General features: G+C 61.3%; 16 protein-coding genes. 14 read left to right on the top strand and 2 right to left on the bottom strand.

Features of this window, described 5'->3' with window-relative positions:
- Window positions 1-3: 3 nt before the first annotated feature.
- Window positions 4-1,437 (bottom strand): mannose-1-phosphate guanylyltransferase/mannose-6-phosphate isomerase, encoded by a 1,434-nt coding sequence (locus tag V8J81_RS05450; RefSeq protein ID WP_368474735.1) that lies wholly within the window; start codon window positions 1,435-1,437, stop codon window positions 4-6.
- Between the two features lie 261 nt (window positions 1,438-1,698).
- On the opposite strand from V8J81_RS05450, the gene V8J81_RS05455 reads away from it, so the two are divergent.
- From V8J81_RS05455 to V8J81_RS05520, 14 genes are all read left to right on the top strand, one after another.
- Window positions 1,699-3,021, top strand: a complete 1,323-nt coding sequence (locus V8J81_RS05455) for an ABC transporter substrate-binding protein (protein ID WP_368474736.1) — start codon at window positions 1,699-1,701, stop codon at window positions 3,019-3,021.
- 45 nt (window positions 3,022-3,066) lie between these two features.
- Window positions 3,067-3,939, top strand: a complete 873-nt coding sequence (locus tag V8J81_RS05460; protein WP_368474737.1) for a carbohydrate ABC transporter permease — start codon at window positions 3,067-3,069, stop codon at window positions 3,937-3,939.
- Window positions 3,940-3,944: 5 nt separating this feature from the next.
- Complete coding sequence (locus V8J81_RS05465; protein WP_368474738.1) at window positions 3,945-4,820, top strand: carbohydrate ABC transporter permease; 876 nt, start codon at window positions 3,945-3,947, stop codon at window positions 4,818-4,820.
- Window positions 4,821-4,883: 63 nt separating this feature from the next.
- Window positions 4,884-5,951 (top strand): ABC transporter ATP-binding protein, encoded by a 1,068-nt coding sequence (locus V8J81_RS05470; RefSeq protein ID WP_368474739.1) that lies wholly within the window; start codon window positions 4,884-4,886, stop codon window positions 5,949-5,951.
- Window positions 5,951-7,093: a nuclear transport factor 2 family protein gene (locus V8J81_RS05475; protein WP_368474740.1), complete on the top strand. Its 1,143-nt coding sequence runs from the start codon at window positions 5,951-5,953 to the stop codon at window positions 7,091-7,093. Before V8J81_RS05470 ends, V8J81_RS05475 begins: the two co-directional genes overlap by 1 nt.
- A 29-nt stretch (window positions 7,094-7,122) precedes the next feature.
- Entirely contained in the window at window positions 7,123-8,097 is a 975-nt protein-coding gene (locus V8J81_RS05480) for a cupin domain-containing protein (protein ID WP_439649870.1), read from the top strand.
- Entirely contained in the window at window positions 8,090-8,794 is a 705-nt protein-coding gene (locus V8J81_RS05485; RefSeq protein WP_368474741.1) for an RraA family protein, read from the top strand. Before V8J81_RS05480 ends, V8J81_RS05485 begins: the two co-directional genes overlap by 8 nt.
- Window positions 8,795-9,204: 410 nt before the next feature.
- Window positions 9,205-11,151 carry an acetate--CoA ligase gene (gene acs / locus V8J81_RS05490; protein ID WP_368474742.1) on the top strand — a complete coding sequence of 649 codons (1,947 nt, stop codon included), beginning with the start codon at window positions 9,205-9,207 and terminating at the stop codon, window positions 11,149-11,151.
- A 3-nt stretch (window positions 11,152-11,154) separates the two neighbouring features.
- Window positions 11,155-11,835 (top strand): adenylate kinase, encoded by a 681-nt coding sequence (locus V8J81_RS05495; RefSeq protein ID WP_368474743.1) that lies wholly within the window; start codon window positions 11,155-11,157, stop codon window positions 11,833-11,835.
- 77 nt (window positions 11,836-11,912) lie between these two features.
- Window positions 11,913-12,197 carry a DUF4212 domain-containing protein gene (locus tag V8J81_RS05500; protein WP_368474744.1) on the top strand — a complete coding sequence of 95 codons (285 nt, stop codon included), beginning with the start codon at window positions 11,913-11,915 and terminating at the stop codon, window positions 12,195-12,197.
- Window positions 12,198-12,203: 6 nt separating this feature from the next.
- A complete protein-coding gene (locus V8J81_RS05505) occupies window positions 12,204-13,985 on the top strand; it encodes a sodium:solute symporter family protein (RefSeq protein ID WP_368474745.1) in 1,782 nt (593 codons plus the stop codon).
- Window positions 13,986-14,093: 108 nt separating this feature from the next.
- Window positions 14,094-15,914, top strand: coding sequence for a DUF294 nucleotidyltransferase-like domain-containing protein (locus V8J81_RS05510; RefSeq protein WP_368474746.1), 1,821 nt, complete (start codon window positions 14,094-14,096; stop codon window positions 15,912-15,914).
- Window positions 15,914-16,432 carry a hypothetical protein gene (locus tag V8J81_RS05515; RefSeq protein ID WP_368474747.1) on the top strand — a complete coding sequence of 173 codons (519 nt, stop codon included), beginning with the start codon at window positions 15,914-15,916 and terminating at the stop codon, window positions 16,430-16,432. Before V8J81_RS05510 ends, V8J81_RS05515 begins: the two co-directional genes overlap by 1 nt.
- A 1-nt stretch (window position 16,433) precedes the next feature.
- Window positions 16,434-17,828: a 3'-5' exonuclease gene (locus tag V8J81_RS05520; RefSeq protein ID WP_368474748.1), complete on the top strand. Its 1,395-nt coding sequence runs from the start codon at window positions 16,434-16,436 to the stop codon at window positions 17,826-17,828.
- 349 nt (window positions 17,829-18,177) lie between these two features.
- Here V8J81_RS05520 and V8J81_RS05525 read toward each other — a convergent pair whose 3' ends face one another.
- Window positions 18,178-19,707 (bottom strand): peroxidase family protein, encoded by a 1,530-nt coding sequence (locus V8J81_RS05525; RefSeq protein ID WP_368474749.1) that lies wholly within the window; start codon window positions 19,705-19,707, stop codon window positions 18,178-18,180.
- Window positions 19,708-19,889: the final 182 nt, after the last annotated feature.

Consider the following 19,889-nt stretch of genomic DNA (forward strand, 5'->3'; position numbering starts at 1 on the left):
CCTTCAGTCGCGCGCGTACAGGTCTTCGTAGCGCACGATGTCATCTTCGCCCAGATAGCCGCCGGTCTGCACCTCAACCAACCGCATGGGCAGTTTGCCGGGATTTTCCAGACGGTGTGCAGCACCCAGCGGCACGTAGACGGATTGGTTCTCCGACACCAAATGCACCTCATCATTTATGGTGACCTTCGCGGTCCCCTCAACGACGATCCAGTGTTCCGCCCTATGATGGTGGCTTTGCAGCGACAGCGCGGCCCCCGGCTTCACCACGATCTGTTTGACCTGAAAGCGCTGGCCCATTGTCAGGCTTTCGAACCAGCCCCACGGGCGATAATCGACAGGCAGTTGCGTGGCCTGATCCGCACCTTTCGCCGCCAATCGCGCCACGGCCTCTTTCGCCTCCTGCGCGCGGTCACGATGCGCCACCAGCACCGCATCCTTCATTGCCACGACGACAAGGTCCTCCAACCCGATGCCGACAACCTCCTGCCGGTCGGAGGCACCAAACAGAAGCGTGTCTTTGCAATCGACAGCAGTGACATGCCCGCTCTCGGACAGGCCGCTGGCATCTTTGTCCGCCTCGCGCCAGACGGCGTGCCAATCGCCCATATCGCTCCACGCGCCCTCGAACGGAACGACGACCAAGCCCTCGGCCTTTTGCATCACCGCATGATCGATGGAGATATCGGGCAGGTTTTCCCACGGGGCGGGCGCAAGGCGGCGAAAGGCCAGATCGAGCTCTGAGGCGTCCATCGCCGCGCGGGTATGTTCCAACGTGTCCGGGGCGTGGCGGGCCAGTTCCGCAAGGATCGTTTGGGTGGAGAAGAAGAAGATCCCCGCATTCCAAAGGTGTTTGCCACTGGCGAGCATCGTGGCGGCGGTCTGGGCATCGGGCTTTTCGACGAAGGAAAGAAGCGGCTGTGCTACGGGGCCTAGGCCGTCCGCGTCGGCCTCAGACAATTCCAGCCAGCCATACCCTGTCTCCGCACGGTCAGGCCGAATGCCGAACGTCACGATATGACCCGCCTCCGCCGAAGGGCGCGCCGCTTCGATGGCCGCGTGGAAAAGATCGACGTCGGGGATCAGATGATCACTCGGCGCGACCAGCATCAGCGACGGGCCATGCCGCGCCTCAATCGACAAGGCGGCGGCGCAGATCGCAGCGGCGGTGTTTTTGGCTGACGGCTCCAGCAGGATGTCGGATGGCGCAATCTCGATCGCAGCAAGCTGTTCCAGTGCTATGAACCGAAAGTCCGAGGCTGTGACAATGACTGGCGCGGCAAAGCCCGGCCGGTTCAGGCGCGCCGCTGATGTCTGGAACAAGGATTGCTCACCCGTCAGCTTGGTAAACTGCTTTGGAAAAGACTGCCGTGACACCGGCCAAAGCCGCGTGCCTGAACCGCCGCACAGGATGACCGGATGCACGTCCTTCGCCATATTGCGCCTTCCGCCTTTGCCCTGAGATCGGACGTCACGTCCCCCGGAGGAGGGATGCAATCAGCTTATCTGCCATAACCCGCTTTGTCGTCACGGATTTTTCCAAACACGAACAACGTGGCATGGCCCGTCGCACGCTTGTGGAAAACCGTCCACAGGGTCAAGAAATGCATACCTATGCAAAAATGCTTTGAGGAACGCGAAACTCCGCTTAAGGTTGTGACTATCGGACTGAGAATCGCCAATCTGGGAGGTATAGCGATGCAAAGACGGACATTCCTTACAACGGTATCGGCCATGGCAATGGCTGCGGGGCTTCCAAGGCTCGCCCATGCGCAAGACCTGCCATATGGCCTGCTTCCGGATCGCCCGTACGAAGGCACGACCATCAACGTGCTTTCCGTTGTGACGCCGCAATTCGACGGCCTGCGCCTGCGCGACAGCGAATTTACTGAGCTGACCGGCATCAACGTGGAATGGACGTTCATCCCGTTCGGCTCCCTGCAGGAGCGTGTGAACGCCGAAGGCATCGCCGCCAACGGCGCCTTCGACGTGGTCAACTACCTCGACAGCTGGGGCCCGCCCAACGCGCATTGGCTGACGCGGATCGACGAATTGATGGCCCGTGATGGCATCTCGATGGATCGCTATCCGCCCGCCTTCGCCCGCTCCGCCCAGTTCGAGGGCGAGACGCTCGGCTTCCCGCTCCGCGCCCATGCGCAGCTGATGTTCTACCGCAAGGACCTGATCGAAACGCCGCCCGCCACGTGGGATGACGTGATCCGCATCGGACAGGAACTGGGGGAGAGCAACCCCGACATCGCGCCGCTCGCGCTCTACTACAACAACGACGGCAACCGTCAGAACCTGTTCATCTGGATCAACTTCCTCTGGGCCGCTGGCGGACAGATCTTCAACGACGACTTCACCGCAGGCTGGACCACGGAAGAAGCGCTGGCCGCGACCGAGGCTTATATCGCGCTGCACACCGAGCATGGCGTGACGAACCCGAACAGCCTCGCCTTTGTCGAACAGGATGCCCGGCAATCGTTCATGCAGGGCAATTCGGCCATGATCCCTGTCTGGTGGTGGGCCTATTCCGGCTTCATCAACCCCGACAGCTCCACGCTCAACGCCGATCAGGTGGGCTTCGTTGGCATGCCGTCCTACCAGGGCACCACGGCGACCTACGCAATCTCCATGCCGTTCTCGATCTCCAGCTATTCGCAGAACCAGGAAGCGGCATGGGAATTCCTCAAGTGGCTGTCGAACCCCGATATGGATCGCGCGAATGCAATCGAGCGGGAAGTGGGTGGCGAGACGATCATCAACAACGTGGTGACCCATGTGACCTCGCTGACCGACCCGGATGTGAACGCGGCCAACGCCGACATTCAATCCGCGGCATACGACAGCCTGCAGAACTCCGACATCATGCCGCAAATCCCGGAATGGCCGGAAGTGGGCGACATCCTTTCGGCCGCCATTGCCGAAGCGGCGGCAGGCGGGAACGTGCGCGAGCTGATGCTGGCGGCCGCCGAACAATCGGACCGTGTGCTGCGGCGCGCGGGACGCATCCAGTAACCTCCCTGGAGGGGTGGGGGCGTTCGCGTCCCCGCCCGCTTTTCGATGCGTGATCAAACCCTGAAATACCTGCTGGTCGTGCCAGCGGTGCTGGTGGTCTTTGCCACCGCCGTCTGGCCCCTGATCGAGTCCCTGCGGTTTTCCTTCTATCAAGGCCGCACCGACCGGGGCGATTTCCCCCAGAATTGGCTGGGGTTTGAGAACTATACCTGGGCTTTCCTCTATGAGCCCGCTTTCTGGAATTCCGTCTGGGTCACGGGCCTTTACACAGTGATCACCGTAGCGCTCACGACGCTGTTTGCGCTCGGCCTCGCTATGCTGCTGGCCCCCGGCGGCAAGCTGCGCTCCGGCGTGCAGACCCTCCTGATCCTGCCGTTCGCCATGAGCCCCGCGCTCATCGGCGTCTCCTTTCGCTTTATGTTCAACCCGGAATTCGGCCTCTTCGATGCGTTCTTCGGCGTGGTCTTCCCGCCCTTGGCCGATGTCAGCTGGCTCGCCGACCCGGACCTCGCCTTTGCCGTGATCGTCATGGCCGATGTCTGGGGTTGGATCCCGTTTCTGACGCTGGTTTTGATCGGCGGGCTGGCCTCCGTGCCGCAAGATACGATTGAGGCAGCACAGGTCGATGGCGCCTCGGGCTGGCGAGTTTTCAAGGATGTGACCCTGCCGCAGCTGATGCCGGTTCTGGCCGTGGTGATCATTCTCAAGGCAATTTTCAGCCTCAAGACCTTCGATCAGGTCTTCATGCTCACCAATGGCGGGCCGGGCACTGCGACCCAGACGCTTAGCCATTACATCTACATCACCTCCACCCGCTACGGGCAGGTCGGCTACGCCGCCTCGGTCGCCTGGCTGATGGTGATCCCGATGATGGTGCTGACGTATTTCTACGCCAAATTCGTGTTCAAGAAGGATTGAGGGCGATGAGTGAGCAATCCGTAGTCCCGACGACCGGCGCCAATTCCGAATTCTGGACCGGCAAGCGCAAGCAACGCCTCTGGCGTGGCGTGCAGACCATCCTGATCTTGATCGCGGCCTTCATCATGCTGATCCCGATCATCTGGATCTTCCTCGCGGCGTTCAAAAGCCACGTCGAAGTCTACCAGCTGCGCCTGTTCTTCACGCCGACGCTGGAGAATTTCGGCACGGTCTTTGAGGAGCCCTACGACCTCGGCGCGAAGCTCTTCAATTCCACCATCGTGGCCTTCGTGACCGTGATCTTCGCGATCCCCATTGCCACCATGGCCGCTTACAGCTTCAGCCGCTTCCGCCTGAAGTTTGAGACCACGATCCTCGTCGTCATCCTCGCCACGCAATTCGTGCCGGCGGTGGTCATCATCCTGCCGTTCTTCATCATGTTCCGCGATCTGGGGCTTTTGGATACACGCATTGGCCTGATCCTCGTGAACCTCGCCATCGTCATGCCGTTTGCGATCTGGATGATCAAAGGCTTCATCGACGGCATCCCGATGGACACCGAAGAGGCCGCGATGGTCGACGGCTCCTCGCGTATTCAGGTGATTAAGAACATCGTGCTGCCGATGGCCGCACCGGGTTTGGTCACCGCTTCGATCTTCTGCTTCATCCTCGCCTGGAACGAGTTTCTCTTCGCACTGTTCCTCACGAACCGCGAGGCCACGACGCTGCCCATCGGCCTGGCGCTCTTCCGGGGGGAAGAGGGCGATCTGTGGAATCTGCTCTCTGCGGCCGGGATCATCATCATGCTGCCGATGTTCGTCCTCGCCCTCGCGATCCGGAAGTATTTCGTTCAGGGCATGACGATGGGGGCGGTGAGATGAGTGTAGTTACAGAAAAACTACCGAAACACTACAGCTTCACTACAGCACAAAAGGGCCTGATCCATGGCTGAAATCCGGCTCAACAACCTCACCAAACGCTGGGGCGATTTCGTGGGTGTCGACGACCAGTCGTTGCACATCCATGACGAGGAATTCCTTGTCCTGCTCGGCCCCTCAGGCTGCGGGAAAACCACGACGATGCGCATGATTGCGGGGCTGGAGGATCCAACAGCCGGAGAGATCTGGATTGGCGACCGCATGGTCAACGATGACCTGCCCAAAGACCGCGACGTGGCCATGGTCTTCCAGAACTACGGCCTTTATCCGCACATGACGATCTTCGACAATATCGCCTACCCGTTGAAGGTGCGTGGCACGCCCAAAGCCGATATCGAGCCGCGCGTGAAGAAAGCCGCAGAACAGGTTGAACTGACTGAGTTTTTGCACCGTAAGCCCAAAGCGCTTTCGGGCGGCCAGCGGCAGCGTGTGGCACTCGCCCGCGCCATTGTCCGCACGCCCAAAGTATTTCTGATGGACGAGCCTTTGTCCAACCTCGACGCCAAGCTGCGTGTCACCATGCGGGCTGAACTCAAGCACCTTTCCCGCGAATTGCAGATCACCACCGTCTACGTCACCCACGACCAGATCGAAGCCATGACGCTCGCAGACCGCGTGGCCGTCATGCGCCACGGCATCATCCAGCAGCTCGGAACGCCTGATGACATCTACAACGACCCCGCCAACATGTTCGTTGCAGGCTTCATCGGCTCGCCTGCCATGAACCTCATCAACGGATCGGTCCAATCCGGTATGTTCGTCACCACCGGCGGCACCAAGCTCGTCGGCATCGGCGGCCCCGACCGCGCGAGTGCTATTCTGGGCGTGCGCGCGGACGATATGAGCGTGCACGACGCGGGGCAGGGTGACATTGATGTCAGCATCTATGCCTTTGAGAGTACTGGTGAAAGCACGCTTCTGACTGTGCAATGGGGCAAGCAGCGCGTGATCGCGCGCGGCGACCGCCACCTGCGCAAGGAACAGGGGGAAACGGTGGGCATCAAGCTCGATCCCGACCACCTTTACCTCTTCGATCCCGAAAGCGGCGACCGTATCCGGCTTGGGGGCAACTGATGGCCAAGGTCCCGGCAGTGGCAAAAGCGACGAACAGTCTTTTGGCTGTTCCGGCTGAGCTTATGCCGACGGACTTGAGCGTCTCGCTCCAGGATTACACGCGCGGCGGGACGGACCGGTTTCTTGCCGAAGGGCAGGGCGTCCAACAGGACATGACGGGGTTCGAGGACCAATACGTCAACATCATCGACTACATCGTCCGCATCACGCACCGCATCTGGGAAGAGAAGGACATCGGCTACATTTACGACACCTATGCCCACAATTGCCGGGTGTGGGATGACGTGGGCCTGCAATACGGGCGCGACAAGATCGTGGCCGACACGACCCACACGATCAACGCCTTCCCGGATGTGAAGCTTTACGCGGATGAGATCATCTGGGCCGGCGATGCAGAACACGGCTTCCACACCTCGCACCGCACCGTCATCAAGGGCACGAACACCGGTTTCAGCCGCTGGGGGCCGCCAACGATGCGGCCCGTGAATGTCTGGTGCATCGCCAATTGCGTGGCCCGCGAGAACGAGATTTTCGAGGAGCATGTCCAGTATAATCTGGGCGCGACCCTGCAACAGCTCGGCTACGACCTGAAGGCGCTGGCCGCCGCCGCGCGGGCGGCAGGCGTGGAGACCGACCCACTTTTCGCCGCCTCCGGCCGCACCTGCGTCCCGGGCCAAGGCAAGCCGCCCCATGGCGCGCCGCGCGGGGATGGGCCGTTCGATGTGGCCGATTTCCTGTGTTCCATGACGCAGGATGTCTGGAACCGCCGGATGCTGTCGCGCCTGACCCGCGCCTATGCGCCCGCACTCAACTACCAAGGCCCCACCAACCGCAGCTACCGCAGCCTCGCGCAATATCAATCCGCGCTCCTGTCGCTGCTCGCCACGTTCCCCGACCTCAGCTTCGAGCCTGAGGCGCTTTACTACATGCAGGACGGGCAGGGCACGACATGGTCGTCGCTGCGCTGGTCTGCCACTGGCACCCATGGCGGCTTTGGGCCATACGGCACCCCGACCGGACGCGAAGTGCGTCTGTGGGGCATTACCCAACACAAGATCGAAGGTGAAACGATCACCGAAGAATGGATGCAGTTCAACGAATTCGACCTGCTCCGCCAGCTGGCACCGGACCCTGTGGTCTAGGCACCCATCAGACCGACCGAGAGGACGACATGAAAGACATGGATATGACCGATATGGCGCGCAACATCGTCCGCTATGGCGAGCTCAAGCCCTGCAAGACCGCCTTCATCGACGCCCATACCCCGGGCAGCGACCAGAAGGAAAACTTCACGATCATCGGCGGCGGCGTCTCAGAGTCCGCCGATCAGCACGTCCACATCACCGACAAGATCGGCTTCAACATCGGCGCGGCAGGGCAGCCGCCCAAGTGCCGAAACTCGCTGCACTCGCACCGCACGGCAGAGGTGTTCTTCGTGCTGAAAGGCCGCTGGCGGTTTTTCTGGGGGCGCTGGGGCGATGCCGGAGAGGTAACGCTGGAGGAAGGCGATATCTTCAACATTCCCACGGGAATCTTCCGTGGCTTCGAGAACATCGGCGACGATTACGGGATGATCATGGCGATCCTGGGCGGGGATGATGCGGGCGGTGGCGTGATCTGGGCGCCGCAGGTGATCGAAGATGCCGCTGATCACGGTCTGGTCCTGTCCGAGCAGGGCAAGCTTTACGACAGCAAGAAGGGGGAGGCGCTGCCAGATGGTGTTAGGCCGATGCCCTTGCTCACGGAAGACGAACTCAAGGCCTTCCCGGAACCGACGACGTCCGATGTCGTGCCGAATTACGTGGCGCGCTACTGGGATATGGTGGCCCTGTCCGACCGCGCACCGGCCAAGGTGATTGGCGAAAACGGCATGTTGCGGGACAAGCCGGGGTTTGAGGTGGATTTCATCACGCGCGGATCGGCGTCCGAGGCGATGCACAGCCACGACCATGCCTCGGTGCTGATGCCCGTCAAAGGCCATTGGCGCGTGACCTGGGAGGGCGGGGAGACGACGCTTGCCCCAGGCGACACGATGAAAGTGCCAGCAAACCTGCCCCATGCCGCCGTGCCTTCCATGACGGGGGAGGCGGGGATGTATCATGTCGTTGCCACCGACGATCCGGCAGGGGCGACTTGGAATGGCTGATATCCCCGTAGATTTGCTGGCCCTTCTGCGCCAGGTCGACACGCCCACCGTCTGCAACGCCATCGAAGTCGCGCAAGGCGGGCGCGGCTTCAACCGCTTCACACGCGGCACGATGCAGCATTCCAAACCCGGTGATCCACCCATCGTGGGCCGGGCCCGGACCGCCAAGATCGCGGGCCTTGCCCCGCCGCAAGAAGCGCCGGACGTCATCAAGGCGCGGCGGATGGAGTATTTCCGCTCGATGGCCGACGGCGATGGCCCGACCTGCGCGGTTGTCGAAGATCTCGACTACCCGAATTGCATCGCCGGTTGGTGGGGCGAGGTGCATGTCGCCGTCCATAAGGGTCTGGGATTGGCTGGGGCCGTGACCAATGGCGTGATGCGGGATCTCGACGTGATTGATGATGGGTTCCCAGTGCTGGCAGGCTCTGTCGGGGTGAGCCACGGTTTTGTCCATGTGCGAGAGATCGGCACGCCCGTCTCGATCATGGGCTTACAAGTCGCGCAGGGCGAATTGGTCCATGCTGACCGCCATGGCGCATTGGTCGTGCCGGAGGATGTGATCCCCAAACTGAAGGCCGCGATTGAAACAGTCGTCGCCTCTGAGGCCATCGTGCTTGGACCAGCCCGTGAGGACGGCTTCGATATCGAAAAATTGGCCGAAGCTTGGGCCAAGTTCGAGGCTGCGCGCACATAGCTAATCCAACCCCGTGGGGAACCCGCCTGGCTTTCGCATGGCCTGCGTGAGCGGCAGGTCGCGGTCGCTTTGACGCGGCGCTATGCGTTGCCAACTTGCCGTTGCGTTAACTGAACACCTGTACACAGCTTCGGTAGATTGACGCTCTGGTGCAGCTAGCTTGCGCCTTTCCGCGAAGCGCGGTCTGAAATTTACTCACGGAAAAATAGGTAAATTACTGCAAAACATAGATAAAAACCGTATCTGAAAAGAAATTTGCAACTCACCTCCTGGTTGCATGGAAAGATTTACCAAATAAAAACTATTTGATCTGCCACAACATGCTGGCTGCTGAACCTTGTGTAGCTTCTGTCGCAAGGGACGCTTTGGGGAAAAGTGTCCACCGGTCCGAATGCGCAGGAGGAAGCATCATGAAGGACGCCGTCCAGAAAGGCTCGACCAAACCGACACCGCATGTGGATGCAGCAGGCTATGCCAGCATGTACGCAGAGTCGGTTGAAAACCCGGATGCGTTCTGGGAAGAGCAGGGCAAGCGGATCGACTGGATCAAGCCTTACACGAAGGTCAAGAACACCAGCTTCGCGCCCGGCAATATCGACATCCGTTGGTATGAGGATGGCACGCTGAACGTCAGTGCCAATTGCATCGACCGCCACCTCGAGGCGCGCGGTGATCAGACCGCCATCATCTGGGAGCCTGACAGCCCCGAGGATGAGGCGCTGCATATCACCTACCGTCAGTTGCATGCCGAAGTAAGCAAGATGGCGAATGTTCTGAAAGAACTCGGCGTGACGAAGGGCGACCGTGTCGTCCTCTACCTGCCGATGATCCCGGAAGCCGCCTATGCGATGCTGGCCTGCGCACGGATCGGGGCCATTCATTCCATCGTTTTCGCGGGCTTCTCCGCCGATGCGCTTGGTGCACGGATCAACGCCTGTGACGCAAAGGTGGTCATCACCGCCGATGGCGCACCGCGTGGTGGACGGGTCACGAAGCTGAAGGACAACGTTAATCAGGCACTGCTGCACGATATGGACGCTGTGAAGTGTCTTGTTGTGAAGCGGACCGGCGAACAGGTCGCGTGGCGCGATGGTCTCGATTTCTGGCTGCACGAGATGGCGGAAAAGGTCAGCGCCGATTGCACGCCGGAGGAGATGGCCGCGGAAGACCCGCTGTTCATTCTCTATACCTCCGGTTCGACCGGCCAGCCCAAGGGCGTGGTGCACACGACCGGCGGCTACATCGTCTACGCCGCGATGACCCACGAATATACGTTTGACTACCATGACGGCGACATCTTCTGGTGTACCGCTGACGTCGGCTGGGTCACAGGACACAGCTATATCGTCTACGGCCCGCTGGCCAACGGTGGCACAACGATCATGTTCGAAGGCGTGCCGACTTACCCCGATGCCGGCCGGTTCTGGGCCGTTTGCGAGAAGCACAAGGTCAACCAATTCTACACGGCCCCCACCGCGATCCGTGCCCTGATGGGCAAGGGGAATGAGTGGGTCGAGAAGTATGACCTGAGCGATCTGCGGGTTCTGGGATCGGTGGGTGAGCCGATCAACCCGGAGGCGTGGAACTGGTACAATGACGTTGTGGGTAAGGGGAATTGCCCCATCGTCGACACCTTCTGGCAGACCGAAACCGGCGGTCACATGATGACACCGCTGCCTTTTGCCACCAAGCTCAAGCCCGGCGCGGCGCAGCAGCCGTTCTTCGGCGTGCAGCCCGTGGTGCTGGAGCCGACCTCCGGCGAAGTGGTTGAAGGCAATGGCGTCGAAGGCGTGCTTTGCATGGCCGATAGCTGGCCGGGTCAGATGCGGACCGTATGGGGCGACCATGAACGGTTCGAGAAGACCTATTTCAGCGACTACAAAGGCTACTATTTCTCAGGCGATGGCTGCCGCCGCGATGAGGATGGAGACTACTGGATCACGGGTCGTGTGGACGATGTGATCAACGTCTCCGGCCACCGGATGGGCACCGCGGAAGTCGAAAGCGCGCTGGTGGCCCATGCCAAGGTCGCCGAGTCCGCCGTGGTCGGCTACCCCCATGACGTCAAAGGGCAGGGCATCTACGCCTATGTCACGCTCATGCAGGGCGAAGAGCCCTCCGATGAGCTGCGCAAGGAGCTTGAGACTTGGGTCCGCTCCGAGATTGGCCCGATTGCCAAGCCCGACCTGATCCAATGGGCGCCGGGCCTGCCCAAGACCCGTTCCGGCAAGATCATGCGCCGCATCCTGCGCAAGATTGCCGAGGATGATTTCGGCGCGCTTGGCGACACGTCCACGCTGGCCGAACCGGAAGTGGTTGACGATCTGATCGCCAACCGCATGAACCGGAGGGATTGAGCGATGGATGGAGCAACAACAGCCGCCACCACGCCGATCCTGATCCTGCTGGGGCCACCGGGCGCGGGCAAGGGCACGCAAGCGCGCAAGCTGGAGGAAGGCTTCGGCCTGATCCAGCTGTCCACCGGTGATCTTCTGCGCGCCGCCGTGGCGGCCGGGACCGAAGCCGGGAAATCCGCCGAAGCTGTGATGAAGGCCGGTGGTCTTGTGAGCGACGAGATCGTGCTTGCCATTCTCACCGACCGTCTGGCGCAGGACGATTGCGCCAAGGGCGTGGTGCTCGACGGCTTCCCCCGCACCACTGCTCAGGCTGAGGCGCTGGACGCCATGCTGGCCGAGCGGGGGCAGGGCATCAGTGCCGTCATCTCGCTGGAGGTGGATGATGAGGCGATGGTGCGCCGCGTCGCAGGCCGCTTCACCTGCGGCAATTGCGGCGAGGGGTTCCATGAGGATTTCAAGCCCACGGCCATCGACGGCGTCTGCGATGCCTGCGGGTCGCGCAACATGACCCGCCGGGCGGACGACAACGCGGACACCGCGCGGTCTCGCCTGCAGGCATACCACGAACAGACTGCCCCGCTCGTCGCTTACTACGACGCGCGCGGCACGCTCGCCCGGGTCGATGCGATGGGCGACATCGAAGACATCAGCACACAGATCAGCCGGATCGTCGCATCCGCCTGACCGCTTTGCGGCGCCCGGTTGGGCGGCACCAAGACCCATTCAGAAACGACCTCAGACACACAAAGAGGAGGACAGTCATGGTCGACAATCCAAACGAGGCTCCAGCCGCGACCGGGGAGGACACGGTCTACTGGAAAACCAACATCCGCATCATCATGGCCTGCCTTGCCATCTGGGCGCTCGTATCCTTCGGCTTCGGCATCGTGCTGCGCCCCATGCTCTCGGGCATCGGCGTCGGCGGCACCGATCTGGGCTTCTGGTTCGCGCAGCAAGGCTCGATCCTGTGCTTCCTGGCACTGATCTTCTTCTACGCCTGGCGGATGAACAAACTCGACAAGCAATACGGCGTGGATGAGGAGTAATCAGCCATGGACCAGTTTACCCTTAACTTGCTGTTTGTAGGCGCATCTTTCGCGCTCTACATCGGCATTGCTGTGTGGGCCCGTGCGGGTTCGACCAGCGAATTTTACGCCGCCGGTCGCGGCGTTCACCCGGTCACCAACGGTATGGCCACCGCGGCAGACTGGATGTCTGCGGCCTCGTTCATCTCGATGGCGGGCCTCATTGCCTTCACCGGCTACGACAACTCGTCCTTCCTGATGGGTTGGACGGGCGGCTACGTGCTTCTGGCCCTGCTTCTGGCGCCTTACCTGCGCAAGTTCGGCAAGTTCACCGTGTCCGAGTTCATCGGTGATCGCTTCTACTCCAAGACCGCGCGCCTTGTGGCCGTGATCTGCCTGTTGGTGGCCTCCATCACTTACGTGATCGGCCAGATGCAGGGCGTCGGCATTGCCTTCGGACGCTTCCTTGAAATCGACGCCTTCTGGGGCCTGCTCATCGGCGCCTGTGTGGTCTTCGCCTATGCCGTGTTCGGCGGCATGAAGGGTGTGACCTACACTCAAGTCGCGCAGTACTGCGTTCTGATCACCGCCTACACGATCCCGGCTGTGTTCATCTCGCTGCAATTGACGGGCAATCCGATCCCGGCTTTGGGCCTCTTTGGCTCGACCGAGAGTGGTGAGCCGCTTCTGGCGACGCTGAACCAGATCGTCACCGATCTTGGCTTCAACGAATACACCGCCGCCCATGGCTCGACCATCAACATGGTGCTCTTCACCTTGTCGCTGATGATCGGTACCGCGGGTCTGCCCCACGTCATCATGCGCTTCTTCACGGTGCCCAAGGTGTCTGACGCCCGCTGGTCGGCCGGTTGGACGCTGGTGTTCATTGCGCTGCTGTACCTGACGGCTCCGGCTGTGGGGGCCATGGCACGCCTGAACATCTCCGAGATGATGTGGCCCAACGGCACGGGCGGCGATGCTGTCAGTGTTGAGACCATCGAAAACGATCCCGACTATGCCTGGATGGGTACCTGGGCGGCCACTGGCCTTCTGGGTTGGGAGGATCGCAACGGCGACGGCATGATCCAGTACTACAACGACGCGAACCCTGATCTTCAGGAACGCGCCGCAGCGGCTGGCTGGGAAGGCAATGAGCTGACCAACTTCAACCGCGACATCCTGGTGCTGGCCAACCCCGAGATTGCCAACCTTCCGGGCTGGGTGATCGGCCTTGTGGCAGCAGGCGGCCTTGCGGCGGCTCTGTCCACGGCAGCGGGTCTTCTGCTGGCGATCTCTTCGGCGGTCTCGCATGACCTACTGAAAGGTCAGCTGACGCCGAACATGTCTGAGAAGTCCGAGCTCTTGGCAGCGCGGATCTCGATGGCAGCGGCAATTGTGGTGGCGGTTCTTCTGGGCCTCAACCCACCAGGATTTGCGGCGCAAACCGTGGCCTTGGCCTTCGGCTTGGCGGCAGCCTCGATCTTCCCCGCACTGATGATGGGCATCTTCTCTAAGCGCATCAACAACACCGGGGCCGTGGCAGGTATGCTGGCCGGTCTGGTCGTCACTTTGGTCTACATCTTCCTGCACAAGGGCTGGCTGTTCATCCCGGACACCAACTCCTTCACGGATGCAGACCCGCTGCTTGGGCCGATCAAGTCGACCTCGTTCGGCGCCATCGGTGCAGCGATCAACTTCGCGGTGGCGTATATCGTCTCCGGTATGACGAAGGAGACGCCGCAGCACATCAAGGACCTGGTGGAAAGCGTCCGCATCCCGCGTGGTGCCGGTGCGGCAAGCGACCACTAAGGCCCCTTGGCATCGCCGCGACCTCTCCCATGCGGCGATGCCCCATTAACGACCCGAGCCTGTCCGCCTTTCACGGCGAGCAGGAACGCCATTTCCAGGAAAAGCGACATGTCCCTTTCGGTTGAACTGATCCGCTTTCTTGCGTCCGTCCATCCCTACGACACGCTGACTGAAGCCGAATTGGGCGCTCTGGCCGAGCATTGCAGCCTGGCTGAAATGTCCGCAGGCCAGCAGGTTTTCGGCGTGGGGGATGTAGTCGAATACCTCTATCTGCTCGTCGCCGGTGAGGTTGAGGTGTTTGATGAGGTCGGCGCCCCGTTATCCTTCCTTGGACCGCGAAACTCGTTCGGTGAACGCGCAATTCTGCGGGGAACGCACGCCAGCCGTACGGCGATTGTCTTCGCCGATGCCGCGATGATCCGCATTCCCGCCGCGACGCTGAACGCTTTGATCGCGCAACATCCCGCGGTCGCACGGTTCTTTGACCGAACGGGACGCGCACAACCCGCCAAGCGCGACCTCGCCACCATGGCGGTTGAGGGGTTGATGACCCGCGATCCGGTCGTTTGCCCGCCCGATTCCACGATCCGAGAGGCCGCGTCGAAGATGTATGCGCAGCGCATTTCCTCCATCTGCATTGCCCAAGACGGTGCATTTCAAGGCATCGTCACCCTGCGCGACATGAACGGGAAGGTCGTTGTCGAAGGCGCGGACCCGACGGCTGATGTGGCCACGATCATGACCCGCGCGCCCCTGACCCTTGGCCCAAAGGCCCTTGTGACTGATGTGCTGCATCTGATGGTCGAACGCGGCATTGGGCACGTTCCCATTGCCGAAGGTGAGACCCTTGTCGGCATCGTTACGCAAACTGACCTGACCCGCGCGCAGGCCATGACCTCCGCCGATCTGGTGGGCCGTGTTTCCAAGGCGCAGGACGCGGCACAGATGGCGCGTGCGACAGCCGAAATCCCGCAGCTTCTGGTCCAACTTATCTCCAGCGGCTCACGGCATGAGGTCGTCACGCGCCTGATCACCGACATCGCCGATACCGCAACGCGCCGCCTTCTGGCGCTGGCTGAAGCAGAACTTGGCGCGCCACCGGTGCCCTACCTTTGGCTCGCCTGCGGCAGCCAGGGACGGCAGGAACAAACCGGCGTCTCCGACCAAGACAATTGCCTGATCCTGTCAGACGATGTGACCGAGGCCGACATGCCCTATTTCGAAGCGCTCGCGCGTTTCGTCTGCGACGGCCTCAACACCATCGGCTATGTCTATTGCCCGGGCGACATGATGGCCACCAATCCACGGTGGCGGCAGCCGCTGTCTGTCTGGCGCAGCTATTTCGACGGCTGGATCGCCAAGCCCAACCCCGAGGCGCAGATGCTCGCCTCCGTCATGTTTGACCTGCGCCCCATCGGCGGCGATACCAGCCTGTTTGACGGGCTCCAGGCCGAAACACTCAGGAAAGCCTCCGCCAATTCCATCTTCGTGGCCCACATGGTGGCAAATTCGCTCAAGCATTACCCACCGCTCGGGCTGCTGCGCGGGCTGGCGACGATCCGCGCGGGCGAACATCGCAACCAGCTCGACATGAAACACAACGGGGTGGTGCCTATTACCGATCTGGGCCGCATCTACGCGCTGCAAGGACAATTGGCCCCGGTGAACACCCGCGCCCGGCTGGAAGCGGCGATGGAGGCAGGCGTTTTGTCCGTGACGGGAGGGGCCGACCTTTTGGATGCCTATGATCTGATCGCCACCATGCGACTGGAGGATCAAGTGAGCCAGATCAAAGCGGGCGATGCACCTGACAATTACCTTGATCCCGCGACGCTGTCGGATTTCGAACGCAGCCATCTGCGCGACGCGTTTGTTGTGGTAAAAACCATGCAATCGGCCGCCGGGTCAGGGAAGGGAGCTTTGTCCTGATGTTCATCGAATTGATTGCCACAGCCTTTGCGGGCATCGCCTGCGCCGGGATCGCCATGCTGCTCAACCGCATTACAGGGCGTCGCCTGCCGCGTTGGTTGACGCCGGTTGCGGCGGGTTTGGGGATGTTGGCGATGACAATCTCCAACGAATACACATGGTTCGACCGCACGGCCGAGGAGCTGCCGGAAGGCATCGAGATCGCCATGACGGTTGAAAACCAAAGCTGGTTCCGCCCGTGGACCCGCGCCTATCCTTACGTCGAACGCTTCGTGGCCGTCGATACCGGCACCGCGCGCACGAATGAGGCTTTGCCAGATCAGCGCTTGGCCGACCTCTATTTCTTTGGCCGCTGGTCGCCCGTGAACCAAGCGCCGATGCTGTTTGATTGCGCCGAGGCGCGCTCAGCCCTGCTGATCGATGGCGCGGACTTCGCGGCAGACGGCACCGTGACCGACGCTGCGTGGGAGCAGATGCCCGAAGACGATCCGATCCTCACCCTCGTGTGCGAGACCTGACATGCTGACGCTTCTGTCCCTGCGGCTGCGCATCTTCCTGTTCTTTTGCCTGCTGGCATTGGGCGGGGCGGCGGTGGCGGTAGGGGCAATCTGGTTTGGTGTGTCGCGGGGCGATCCGTTCCTGACCAGCATTCTGATATTCATCTTCCTTAACACCGGCCTGATCCTTGGCATCTGGCTTCTGTTCGATGAAAACGTCGCCAAGCCAATCCTGAACATGTCCGCGCAACTGCGCCTCCACGCCCATGCGCTGGCAGGTGCGGGTGTTGATATGGAAGAGGGACGATACCTCGGCGATCTGGCCCCCGCCGCCGACGCGCTTTCGGCCCGCGCCCTTGAAGCACAGCATGAGGCCGATGAACGGGTTGCGGCGGAAACCGAACGACTAGCCGCCGAGCGCGCACGCCTGACGGCGATCCTCAGCGACATTCCAATGGCGGTGATCCTGCTAAATGACGCGGAAGAAATCGTCCTTTACGACAGCCAGGCGGCGCAGGCCCTGTCCCGTATCGCACCGCCGCGCTTAAAGGCACGCCTCACGGATTATTTCGACCCTGCGCCCATCGCCGCGGCGATGCAGGCGTTGCAGGGCGAGGCCTATGATGTCGCCTTGCGCCTGTCGGATGCGGCGCAGACCCATGTCTTCCACGCGCGTCTGAAGGCGCAGACAGATGGCGGGTATATGGTTGTGATGGATTTGCCCGAAGACGGGGAAAACGCAATCTCCGCCCGCCCGCTGGTCTACGATTTCGATCTGCTGATCGCGGAGACATCAAATGAGCTGGCCGATACCCCGCTAGACGCGCTGTGTTATGTGGCGTTCGACACCGAAACGACCGGCCTCTCGGTTGAAGCAGATGACATCATCCAAATCGGCGCGGTTCGCGTTTTACGGGGGCGAATGGTGGAGGGCGAAACTGTCGATACCTATGTCGGCCCAGATCGCCCTATCCCGCCTGCCTCCACCAAGATCCACAAGATCACCGACGCGGACGTCACGGGCGCGCCCGACATTGCATCTGCAGGTCGGATGCTGTCCCACTTCGCGCATGACGCTGTGCTCGTCGCCCACAATGCGCCCTTTGACATCGGCCTGTTGCGCAAGAGCGCTACCAAGATGGGCGTCGAATGGACCCATCCCGTTTTGGATACGGTGCTTTTGTCGGCGGTAGTCTTTGGCACCAACGCAGAACACTCCCTTGATGCGCTGTGCGATCGGCTTGGCGTTGAGATTGCCGAAGACCGGCGGCACACCGCGTTGGGTGATGCGGAGGCCACGGCCAAAGCACTCGTCTGTCTTTTGCCGCTTTTGAAAGCACGCGGGGTCGAGACCTTCGGCCAACTGATCGAGCAAACGCGCAAGCATGGGCGGCTCTTGCAGGACCTGAATGGTTAAGAAATTGCGGCGATTGTAATTTATTAACGCGGCTTTGATGGCGCATTGGCGGTCCGATAACGCATCCATGGAATAGTGGACGTGTCGCCGGACCCCTTTTCTTGCCCGGTGTCGACTGCCTTTGAGACCCTCTTGTTCACCCGCTCACCAAACCCTCCGTCAGGGGTGCGGTCGGGTGGGGGACGACAAGTATCTTATTTGAGAACCAAAACCTTTCAGACCGGCGACTCGTCACGAGGTCGCCGGTCTCTTTTTGCGTGTTGGTCTGATGTGGAAGGGGTCGAAATAGCGGGTGCCCCGGTGGGGCGGGAGAGGGGGACAACCGGGGCACCGCGCGCTTGTGTCAGGGCTAGCCCGTCACAAGATCTGAAGCATGGGCGACATGGGTGCGGTTCTGTTCCACGAACCGCAGCATGTGACCCATGGAATAACTGCCATCGGCTTCGGCCCCGAGTTGCGGGCAGGGCACGAAATCAGGTGCGGAACAGGGCAGGCTGTCAGGGCTAAGGTGCAGCAGACGCATCAGCACAGTCGCAACCAACGTGCCGCCCACGGGGCCAAGCTTGCCGCCATGACCATTGCCTTCCTGTAGGCAGTAGAACCAGAGCGGCGTCTTGGTGATCCCGTGATCCTTCAGGGTGTCAGGCGCGGCAAGCTCAGCCACATGCATCCGGCGCGCGATCTGCTGGCCCGAGGCCATTTGCAACGTGAACCGGTCGCGGATCATGTTGCGCAGGGGCAGTTTGCGCGCTTGGGTCGTGTCGACATCAAAGGTGCCGCCCATCTTGTCGATCACAGTGAAGCCGCTGCCAACGAATGGCAGAATATAGATTGCATCGGCCAGGTTCGTACCGACCGGTCGCGCCTTCTGCGCTTGCGCCGATCCCGGAACGTCGAAGAACTGATCGAACTCGATATTGCGATCCGCAGGCCGGTGCGTGAATTCAGCTCGCCCCAGTTGGAACAGGTCGAACAGTGGCCCACCGTCTGCCAGCCGGTACTGGCTTTGCACGGTGGCATGGCCAAAGCGGTATGCCGCGCCCGAGAACTCCATCGGCATGACCGGGCTGTCATCTTTGAACGGGTGCGGAAGCGATCCGTGATCGAACTTGGCCTTCACGCTATTCAGCACGTCCGCATCGACAAAGGCCGGTAGCAACCCGTTCAGGATGATCCATTGGTAGTGCAGGCGGCAGGCGCGACGCGCGGTCTGGAAGGCCACCTGTTCGGCGGACATGGCGGCCAACTCGCTGGCAGGAACATGGGCCAGCATCTTGCCGACAAGCTCCGTATCGCCGTCCAGAACCTTGGTCATGACGATGTTGTGCAGGCAGACGAACGCACCTTGCAGCTGCGAAATCACCTGGTTCTCATCATTGCGCGGATCACCGATCAACGCGGTACCATGCTGATTGCGCGCCAGGTCAAGCGGGTTTGCTGCGTTGCCGAACAGCAGGAAGCCACCATGATCTGGGTGATAAAGGTGCGGCGAGGCTTCCGGCCCCGCGCCATAGACGCAATCAAGATCCAGCGATGGCGTGCGCACATTGCGGATCGAGCCGATGGAAACCAGCCGCCCGATCTCGGACGTGGCATCAAAGGTGACGTCATGGTCCACGAATTGGCCAAAGAACGTCATCCCGGCCTCTGCCGGGCCTTCGGGCTCGGCACCTGAGGTCTGGCGCATCTCGTCGGTCAGCGCGATCAGCGCGCGCGTCACACTCTCGGCGTTGAAGGCATTGCCATCAGGATCATTGCCGCTGACCGGGTTTTCCGGTCCGATCCGCCCGAATGTCGGCGCCAACGGGGGCAAGGGCGCGTCTGCGCAATGTTTGGAGAGGGTTTCAAAACGGCTCATGCCATGGTGTTGGGTGGTCATATGTGCCTCCACATGTGAAAGAAATTGGCAGTGAAAAGGGTCTTGTCTTCCAATGGCTCCAGCCTGCGCCAAGGCCGTCACGGCACCGCAAATCCTGCGCAATCGTTGCGCAAGAAAACGCGGCTAGCGTGAAAACTGTCAGAAATGCGTGAAAATCCGTCTCGCTGCGCGGTGGTTGTTGG

Origin of the sequence: Gymnodinialimonas sp. 202GB13-11, assembly GCF_040932485.1 — a bacterium.
GTDB classification, from domain to species: domain Bacteria; phylum Pseudomonadota; class Alphaproteobacteria; order Rhodobacterales; family Rhodobacteraceae; genus Gymnodinialimonas; species Gymnodinialimonas hymeniacidonis.

Bases quoted from the DNA above. Each gene is read 5' to 3' on its own strand.
- V8J81_RS05450 (WP_368474735.1), bottom strand. From the start codon at position 1,437: ATGGCGAAGGACGTGCATCCGGTCATCCTGTGCGGCGGTTCAGGCACG.
- V8J81_RS05455 (WP_368474736.1), top strand. From the start codon at position 1,699: ATGCAAAGACGGACATTCCTTACAACGGTATCGGCCATGGCAATGGCT.
- V8J81_RS05460 (WP_368474737.1), top strand. From the start codon at position 3,067: ATGCGTGATCAAACCCTGAAATACCTGCTGGTCGTGCCAGCGGTGCTG.
- V8J81_RS05465 (WP_368474738.1), top strand. From the start codon at position 3,945: ATGAGTGAGCAATCCGTAGTCCCGACGACCGGCGCCAATTCCGAATTC.
- V8J81_RS05470 (WP_368474739.1), top strand. From the start codon at position 4,884: ATGGCTGAAATCCGGCTCAACAACCTCACCAAACGCTGGGGCGATTTC.
- V8J81_RS05475 (WP_368474740.1), top strand. From the start codon at position 5,951: ATGGCCAAGGTCCCGGCAGTGGCAAAAGCGACGAACAGTCTTTTGGCT.
- V8J81_RS05480 (WP_439649870.1), top strand. From the start codon at position 7,123: ATGAAAGACATGGATATGACCGATATGGCGCGCAACATCGTCCGCTAT.
- V8J81_RS05485 (WP_368474741.1), top strand. From the start codon at position 8,090: ATGGCTGATATCCCCGTAGATTTGCTGGCCCTTCTGCGCCAGGTCGAC.
- acs (WP_368474742.1), top strand. From the start codon at position 9,205: ATGAAGGACGCCGTCCAGAAAGGCTCGACCAAACCGACACCGCATGTG.
- V8J81_RS05495 (WP_368474743.1), top strand. From the start codon at position 11,155: ATGGATGGAGCAACAACAGCCGCCACCACGCCGATCCTGATCCTGCTG.
- V8J81_RS05500 (WP_368474744.1), top strand. From the start codon at position 11,913: ATGGTCGACAATCCAAACGAGGCTCCAGCCGCGACCGGGGAGGACACG.
- V8J81_RS05505 (WP_368474745.1), top strand. From the start codon at position 12,204: ATGGACCAGTTTACCCTTAACTTGCTGTTTGTAGGCGCATCTTTCGCG.
- V8J81_RS05510 (WP_368474746.1), top strand. From the start codon at position 14,094: ATGTCCCTTTCGGTTGAACTGATCCGCTTTCTTGCGTCCGTCCATCCC.
- V8J81_RS05515 (WP_368474747.1), top strand. From the start codon at position 15,914: ATGTTCATCGAATTGATTGCCACAGCCTTTGCGGGCATCGCCTGCGCC.
- V8J81_RS05520 (WP_368474748.1), top strand. From the start codon at position 16,434: ATGCTGACGCTTCTGTCCCTGCGGCTGCGCATCTTCCTGTTCTTTTGC.
- V8J81_RS05525 (WP_368474749.1), bottom strand. From the start codon at position 19,707: ATGACCACCCAACACCATGGCATGAGCCGTTTTGAAACCCTCTCCAAA.